Annotated in this window: 7 protein-coding genes and 2 tRNA genes; 3 read left to right on the top strand and 6 right to left on the bottom strand. The window is 30.9% G+C overall.

All coding sequences use genetic code 11. The features are described 5' to 3' along the window. Positions 1–127 precede the first annotated feature (127 nt). Positions 128–200: transfer RNA gene (locus AC1RPW_RS07210), tRNA-Glu, on the bottom strand. 511 nt (positions 201–711) lie between these two features. Between AC1RPW_RS07210 and AC1RPW_RS07205 the strand changes: the two genes are divergently transcribed. After that, a tRNA-Gln gene (locus tag AC1RPW_RS07205) sits at positions 712–784 on the top strand. Positions 785–1,261: 477 nt separating this feature from the next. On the opposite strand, the gene AC1RPW_RS07200 is transcribed toward AC1RPW_RS07205, so the two are convergent. The 3 genes from AC1RPW_RS07200 to AC1RPW_RS07190 form a co-directional block, all read right to left on the bottom strand. Next, positions 1,262–2,014 (bottom strand): hypothetical protein, encoded by a 753-nt coding sequence (locus AC1RPW_RS07200; protein ID WP_481761916.1) that lies wholly within the window; start codon positions 2,012–2,014, stop codon positions 1,262–1,264. 492 nt (positions 2,015–2,506) lie between these two features. After that, positions 2,507–3,436, bottom strand: coding sequence for a hypothetical protein (locus tag AC1RPW_RS07195; protein ID WP_481761917.1), 930 nt, complete (start codon positions 3,434–3,436; stop codon positions 2,507–2,509). Between the two features lie 272 nt (positions 3,437–3,708). Continuing rightward, a complete protein-coding gene (locus AC1RPW_RS07190; protein ID WP_481761918.1) occupies positions 3,709–4,356 on the bottom strand; it encodes a hypothetical protein in 648 nt (215 codons plus the stop codon). Between the two features lie 612 nt (positions 4,357–4,968). On the opposite strand from AC1RPW_RS07190, the gene AC1RPW_RS07185 reads away from it, so the two are divergent. Further along, a complete protein-coding gene (locus tag AC1RPW_RS07185) occupies positions 4,969–5,253 on the top strand; it encodes a hypothetical protein (RefSeq protein WP_481761919.1) in 285 nt (94 codons plus the stop codon). A gap of 160 nt (positions 5,254–5,413) precedes the next feature. After that, positions 5,414–5,614 (top strand): cold-shock protein, encoded by a 201-nt coding sequence (locus AC1RPW_RS07180; protein ID WP_057973786.1) that lies wholly within the window; start codon positions 5,414–5,416, stop codon positions 5,612–5,614. A gap of 290 nt (positions 5,615–5,904) precedes the next feature. On the opposite strand, the gene AC1RPW_RS07175 is transcribed toward AC1RPW_RS07180, so the two are convergent. Then, a complete protein-coding gene (locus tag AC1RPW_RS07175; RefSeq protein ID WP_481761920.1) occupies positions 5,905–7,821 on the bottom strand; it encodes a GH25 family lysozyme in 1,917 nt (638 codons plus the stop codon). 138 nt (positions 7,822–7,959) lie between these two features. Beyond that, the gene (locus AC1RPW_RS07170) at positions 7,960–8,493 is read right to left on the bottom strand and encodes a PadR family transcriptional regulator (RefSeq protein WP_409022286.1); all 534 of its coding nucleotides are present in this window, start codon (positions 8,491–8,493) and stop codon (positions 7,960–7,962) included. Positions 8,494–8,503 lie beyond the last annotated feature (10 nt).

Raw genomic sequence — 8,503 nt, 5'->3', positions numbered from 1 at the left:
ACTTTTTTCTTTATTTCAACTGTGAACATAGTAAAACCCCCTGAGTTAGATTTCTCCAACTCAGGGGGTTCACTTCATTCCCCTACTTAATCACTTTTTTAAATATTCTAATTAATTACATCTTTTATCGCCCAAACGGGGCTCGAACCCGTAATTCCGCCTTGAGAGGGCGACGTCTTAACCAATTTGACCATTGGGCAAAAATACTCTTTTAAGTATAACCCATATAGATTTGATGTCAATGATTTTTATGCCAAATTAAAAATTGAATAAAACAACAATACAGATACAAACCGAGACAGTACAATGCAGCAGCCCACATAACAAAAGATAACCATTTATATTGTAGGAGAACTTTCGTGGTACCTATCAATAACGTTGTGACACACGCAATCAATAATCTAATGTATAACTTTTTTAATTCACGTCTTAGTTTTATTTCCAATACGTTCGCCTCAAACCCATCTATAGAATAATAACTTAATAAAATGTGCAAAACTTTAGCTTAATTTATTCATTTGTACTTTCTCTACATAACACAATCTTTATGTCCTTCATTATAACGTTATGTATCAATTAGAAAAGTAATCATCACTTTTCTTTATCAATAATTAATCATCTTTACTATTTCTTATTGTTTCAACAAAATATTACTATTTTCTATTTGACAAAAGACCGTTATATCGCTAAAATTAGGAAGTTAATTATTCTTGGGTAATAGCCAAACTGGTAAGGCGCCGGACTCTGAATCCGCAATCTGTAGGTTCGATCCCTACTTACCCAATCAAGTGTTTTCATAGAGTTTCATAAGGTTTCATCTAGATTCAACAAACCGTAGTCAAAACCGTAGTCAAAAAAATAAACTGTACGGGCATGTATGTACTGATGCATCTACTTTCTTAAGTAGGTGCTTTTTATTTTCCCTCAACAAACCGTAGTCATTTCATCACATCTAATTAAATCTACTTCCTTTAGGGTGTCTTGAATGTCTTGATAACCTTTTTAATTGCATCCCTTTAGGGGGTCCGAAATGTCCGAATACTTATTTTTGCCTACATATCTAATAAGTCCCAGGGATGAATAGCTGCACCCATATACTAATATTTGCTAACATATTAGGTATAAATGAAGTATCATTTTGACGAGCTTACTAGAGTTTTGATGAGCTTTATAAAGTATTTTATGGCAAGTTTTGGCAGGTTCTAACACTAACCCTATTACTTACTTTAAGAATACCTAAACATCAATTATAGATAAGGTATTATTTATTACACCTTATCCTCGCCGCTTCGCCTTTTAAAATTTTATTCACTGCATTTAACGGAAAAGATATAGAGTCTATATTTGTTGCAACTGCTGTAAAAATTTTATTAATTTTATTAGTTTCTTGATCTATCAATTCTATATTTTCTTCTTTATTTTTCAATAACCATTTTACTGCCATAGTAAGTTCATCGTATGTTTTCATTAAATCACTCCAAAGTGTAGCAATATTATCTTGATAGGTATCACATTTTTTTGATAATTCGGGTACATAGCTAACGTATGTTTCAAAATAAATTACATATTCATTCTTCAAATTAGTAATTTCATTCAATTTTTCTTTATTAATTTTTGTACCCAAATTACGAATATCATCTATTGTTTCTAATGTACCCTTAGAGAAAATATCTTTTTTCATTAAAATAATATTGGCGGTAAATCTATTATTAATAGAAATTAATCTAGATATGTTCTTAATATCTTCTACAGCAAGGGCATTACTTAACTCATTTTTTCTTTGCTCTTTTAACTGAAACTTTGTATTTATATATGCAAACATAGCTGCACCACCAATACCTATGAAAGAACCTATATAACCTCCCCAAAATCCAAGCCACCCATCACTCGAACCTACTCCTGGAACAATGCCAATAAAAATATTGATGACCCAAGGGATGATAACAGTCACTATCAATATTACTAGTAAAATGAACCATTTATATTTTTTTATAAACCCCCATATTTTACTCACTGCATTACCTCCAAATATCTTATTTACCTCTATATTAAACAATAAAAAACAGGTAAACAATACCTGTCCCAACTCTATGAAATACTATGAAACTCTACGTAACTTAAAAGGTTTATTTTAATGATCACTAGTTACTCAAAAATCACTAAATGATGATTTAACTCACACTAAACTTTTTCACACTTTGAATCTGGCTACCGTTTGTACTTCCAACCGTATCATTCATGATGGATCATTTTAGATAGTATAGTTTATTTCTTTAGCTTTTTAAATGTTTGCACTTTCGTCAACACTATTAGTGTATATACTTTTTAGCTACTATGCTAAGAAATTCATTAATTTTGCTTTTCTAAATTTTAGCTAATATTCTAAGGCCCGGTATTTATCTGAAGATTCCCAGTTCCATATTTCATTTTTTACAAAAAAAGCACTCACGTTTGTGAATGCATTAATGAACCATTATGGAATATCACTATAAAGTATTATATTTATTTAACGGTTTAGCGTAAAGTTTTCTGTATCTATGTCTGGTCTAGTCGAATAGCGTGAGATAGTTTTAAGTGAAACGGTTGTTTTGTTATGATCAGGCACTAGGTAATATTTTTCTCGAAGACTTGCACCCGTGTACACCAACTCTATTTCCCAACCACCATTTCCATAGGGTACGTATCCTCCCAACGCTGCAGGAATATCATCATTATTATTAATTTTAGTTATAGTACTTTTACTTCTATCTGTTATTATCAAGTTAAAATTGCCGTAATTATCATTTGAATTTTCATGTTTGATAATCAGTTTAATCGCTTCATCAATTGATATTGATAGCCCATCACTGGATTGTTGTGTATCATCACTAGCATTGATGATAACGTTATTCACTAGAGTATTTCGACTACCATCAGTTAACTTTTGATTTACATAAGTAGCTATTGTCGACATACCAACTTTTTGTAGTTCATTATCTGCATTGTCATAATAAGCTACAGTATTATGTACATCCCCCAGTAATCTATAATATGGATTATCACCTTTTTGAATATAATACTTAACTGTACTTGAATTAGGTGTTTTAATTGAAACATTGAACCCATCTGCTATTTTATCCGTTAAACCATTCCAAAAACGATTTGCACCATAATAAGCGATTGCTACAGCTGACTGTTTAGGATGGTCTTTCATCTGCTGAACTGTCAGAGTTCCTACATTCCTACTTGCCTGTTTTTTCGTTTCCTGTAATTTACTTTTTTCTTTTTTTAACGATGAAACTTCTCTACTCATTGAACTAGCTATTTTCTTTGAACTTGCTTGTGATTTACTAGAATCAATAGAAGATGATTCATCCTTTTTTGAATTGCTGCTCCCACACGCAGTTAATGATAATAACATCATTGCTATCCCACACGTTACCAATACCTTTTTCATTTTGAAACTCCCCTAAAATTTATTTACCTTTAAATTAAACACTAAAAATGATAGGTAATCAATATTCGTATTCACCTTATGCACTTTTATAAAACTCTGTACAACATAATCTATATTTTCATACTAATAGTCGCAGGTTTTGTTAGATTTTTAACCATTCAAAGATATTTTATACTAAGTTTGTTCAGCCCCAAATGCCGCAATAACCCGTACGACATTTTCTATTTTGGCGTACAAAAAAACATCCACAGTATGGATGTTTCAATTAACCATTATATTTTATTTTGAGTTTGCTGTGCGTCTATTGCATCTTTGGCAGTCGTTTCTAATGCAAACTCATAAGTAAGCTTTGTTCCATTAGATTGTTTTTCTATCCATTCTCCATATGTTATATGTGATCCCTTTATTGTGTAAGGTATGCGATGTGAACCAGATTCACCCCTCATTATAATAAACTTATCGGTTATCTTATACGTATAATTATAGGCTCTATCTTTTCCCAGCTGTGTACGAACCACTGTATCACTTTTTGCGTAACCTAGAGTAATTAAATCAAAAAGGGAGTGCCGTGGAGCAGTACCATCTTCCATAGCTTTACTGATGTCCTCACCATTATATTTGATTGGAGCAAAACTAAATCCTTTTTTTAATTCATTTCTCACAAGATTAGCTGCCTTAGATGACCTTTCAGCTACCATACTTGATTCTTTGGCAGCTGATTCTGATGATGCTTTACTTTCAGAAGATACTTTTGCTTTTTTTATAGACTCTTTCTTATTTGATTCACTTTTTGATTTCTGCAAACTAGATGATTTTACCTCAGATGATGACGATTCCTTACTTGCACTATTGCTGTTCCCACATGCAACTAATAATAATGCAACCATTGTTGAAGCACATAATACGACTACCCTTTTCATTATCCAACACCCCTTTATTTTTATACACTCACATATTAAACACTAAAAAAAGCAGGTAAACAATACCTACCTCCTTTGTATGTACACTCTAAATACTTCAATAAAGTAATAAAGGGTTATATTTTAAAGTTTCTAACATTCATACCCGCTATTAATTTTTAATGCTATATATATTTTTAATTGACGAAGGCTACCAACAAATTCTGCTGGTAGCCTTCTCACTGAATATTTATATTTAATTTTGAGTTAATTAATTTTAAAATAAGTTACTAATTCTACTTCTAAACGATGTAACCCTACCTACTTTACATCCTTGCAACTCCTTGGTTGCGCCAGCGTGAATAAATGAATAGAAATCATCAAACTGAATAATTTATACTAAGAATATTAATATTGAGCTACTATAACCTTAACATGTTTTTGTTTATTGTCAATTTTTCCGAATGATTTATATAGTATTTTCTCATTTTATGTTCTATTTATGATATACTAAATGAGATATTTTAATGATGGTACTTAAATTAATAAAGTGACAGCAACTTAAATCCCCGATTCAATTCTGTCTCCTTCATTTTGAATACACTATAATAATAGTTTGGAGGTTTATACACTATGTTAAGTAAGACAAAAAAATTCTTAAGAGCAAACAAAATTTATTACGATAAAGAACATCTCAATCCATTAATGGTTCCAGATCGTATTTACGTACTTAATTTTGGCTTAGATGAGGATGATCTCAATAATAGATTTATCGTTGAATACACGTATACTTGGACTGGTCGAATCAAAATTAATAAAATTACGATTCGACTTCATAATCAAGTTAGCCCACATGAATTTCGTAATGAAACAGAATTACTGCATTATCTTAAAAAACACACTAAATCGAGCAAATAACATTTGCATTAATCGTCATTAGATGTTATATTAAACTTATGTATTTATGGTTCGGTTATTTAAAGGTGATTTGTTTCATTTATGAACACACTTCTTTTTAATAGTTCAATCAACAAATGCAAAATATATTAGTGCTTACAGCACATGGAGGTTTCATATTATGGAACAAGGTACAGTAAAATGGTTTAATGCAGATAAAGGTTTTGGTTTTATTACTCGCGAATCTGGCGACGACGTTTTCGTTCATTTCTCAGCTATCCAAGGTGACGGTTTTAAATCACTTGACGAAGGCCAAGCAGTTACTTTCGATGTTGAAGATTCTGATCGTGGACCACAAGCAACTAACGTTGTTAAAGCTTAATTATAAGCCTTTGAAACTTACCTTCGGGTAGGTTTTTTTTTTGCAATAATAACCGTATACCCTCTCATCAGCTGCTGTTGTATGACTGTATTTTTAAATTAAATAATTATTTATCATCCGGTTCCTACTATGCACTTTAGGTTACGTTCAAAATCAACTTTAAATTTATCAATATAAAAAATGCCTCATAATTATTAGACGTAGGTCTAACGATTATGAGGCATTTTTAAGTCACACTGTCTTTCAATATCATAATTCATCAACAACAATTAACTTAGAACTATTTTCATTTAAAATGCGTTGCTGTTTACATATCCTTGCCACTTACCATTTGCATTGTATATCGAGTAATATTTATTGCCATTAATTGAATAAGCATATTTTACTGTATATTTCGTACCTGAGTTAGCTATAGTTGACCCTTTTTTTACCGTCCAATTAAAATTACCCCAGATATCATAGCTTCTTTTAACAGAGACAATTTTATTGTATTTAGTATAAATATGGCTAGTTGCTTTATTATTCACATAACCCATCCATTTACCGGCATCGTTATAAAGTGAGTAGTAAATATTTCCGTTTCCTGTAGTATATCTGTATCTAACGTTATATGTTTGACCATAGTAATTACTAGAAGTACTTTTTTTAGATGACCACAAGAAATTACCCCAGACATTATAACCTTTATCGCTAATTTTGACCTTTGCCTTTAATGATTTAGCTACTAAGGTATTCGTAGCATTACTGTTAACATAGCCTTTCCAAACATTATTACCATTATATAGTGAGTAATACGTATTACCATTAATCTTATACGCATATTTAGCATTGTATGTCTGTCCGGAGTTAGTAACTGTAGATCCTTTTTTACTTGTCCAATTAAAATTACCCCAGATAGTATAGCTATTTTTAACAGAAACAATCTTATCATATGATGAATAAACTAAATTTGAAGCATTACTATTCATATAACCTAACCATGTACCTGCATTATTATAAAGTGAATAATAGACGTTACCATTACCCAATGTATATCTGTATCTGACATTTAAGTTTTGACCATAATAATTAGCTGTTGTTCCTTTTGCTGACGTATAGAAAAAATTACTCCAGATAGTATAATCACGTTTAGTAATTTTAGCGGTTGCTTTAAATTCTTTAGCTGAAGCAACCTCCATTGCGTTACTATTTACATATCCAGCCCATTTGCCTTTACTATCGTACAATGAGTAATATTTGTTACCATTACTGTGATTATAGTAATATTTTGCGCTATAAACTTTTCCAATTTTTCCAGTTGTCGTATTTTTAACTTTATTCCAACTAAAATTACCCCAAACATTATATCCAGATTTTTTAATTGAAACTAATTCATTATAACTTTGTGCTTTCCCAGCTGCGTTCGTGGGTGGTGTACTTTCTGTTGGTTTGTTATCTGTTGATGCACTTAAAAACCAATCAGCATTTTTACCAGACATGATACTTGCATCAATGTTTCCAACCCCTGATAAACCATGATTTGTAAAGTTACTTGTATATTGCCATAACGAATGACTTGTTTCCATTGGCTCATTACTTTGGTATGCAGCTAACCAAAAACCATCATATGCGTTAACAGCCGTACTGGCATATGTTTTCATAAAACTAGCATAAGAGTAAAGTATAATTTTACGATTACCTACATATTTAGCCATCTCATCAGCCCAGGCTTTTGTTGTGGCGTTAGTATTTGCTTTGCTAGCATTCGTAACCGTTTGATCTTCATAATCATTGACAAAGAACTTAGCATCCTTGGCACGGTTATATAAGTCTTTCGCTTCTACTCTAGCATCAGCAACATTTTCATATTGGCTAAATGAATAAACACCATATGGAATATTATATTTCTTCATCATCGCAATATTATGATCAATCACTAAATCTTTACGATTTGACCCATATTGAACACGTAAAATAATAAATTTAAAATTTTTCTTTAATACTTTAGCTTGTGCATCTGTAAATGATCCTTGAAATTCTGATAAATCAGGAATTGAATTATCGCGATTTGTAGCCGATTTACTCAATAAAGATGCTGATTTAACTAATGATTCAGGTACATTTGACCCCATCACACCTTCAGGCTTCGAAGTATTAGCCGAGGCCTGATATGCTCCGATACCAATACCTACTATCACACTAGATAAAAATAATACATATTTCGTCATTCTTTTCAAAATAGAAACCGCCCTTTTATTTTTTGTTTAATAACCATATTCTAGCATAATTTATAAGTCAAAAAGATTAAGATTAGAAAAAAAGACCTTCAATAAAAAAATAATAGACGTTTTATAAGCGTCTATTATTTAATTAAGATACTTTTTAAACCACTTAACACAGTATTTTTCTCGTTCAATTGCATGATCTAAAATCAAATAATGACCATATTGTTTGTTGATTTCTTCTTCTGAGAAAAAAATTAATTTCATTCTTCCTTCAAGATGATCTAATTTTACTTGATGTAACTGTAATTGCTCAATTAATCTTTGCTGTAATTGAACGTCATCTTTATTTTTAATAAAATAAAGTTTCAAAATAAATTCGTCTTTAATCGGTTTTAATTCCCCACTATCTGATACTAACCAATCCATTAAAACTTTTTTACCTTGTGATGTAATAGAATATATTTTCTTTTCTAACTTAGTACCTGCTATTTCAATTTCATGCGTAATGTATCCATCTTTTTCCATTATTTTAAGAGCAGGATAAATTTGACTATGTCCTGCTTGCCAAAATTCTCCAATATCAGTCGTAAATGCTTTAGTTATATCGTACCCCGATAATGGTTCTTGATTCAATAATCCTAAAATAATATATTGTAATTTATTTTTTTTTGCCATTTTTCCCCTT

It is taken from the genome of Dellaglioa sp. CoH-55-MRSF-8 (assembly GCF_056782195.1).
This window is presented reverse-complemented; position numbering and strand designations above follow the sequence as displayed.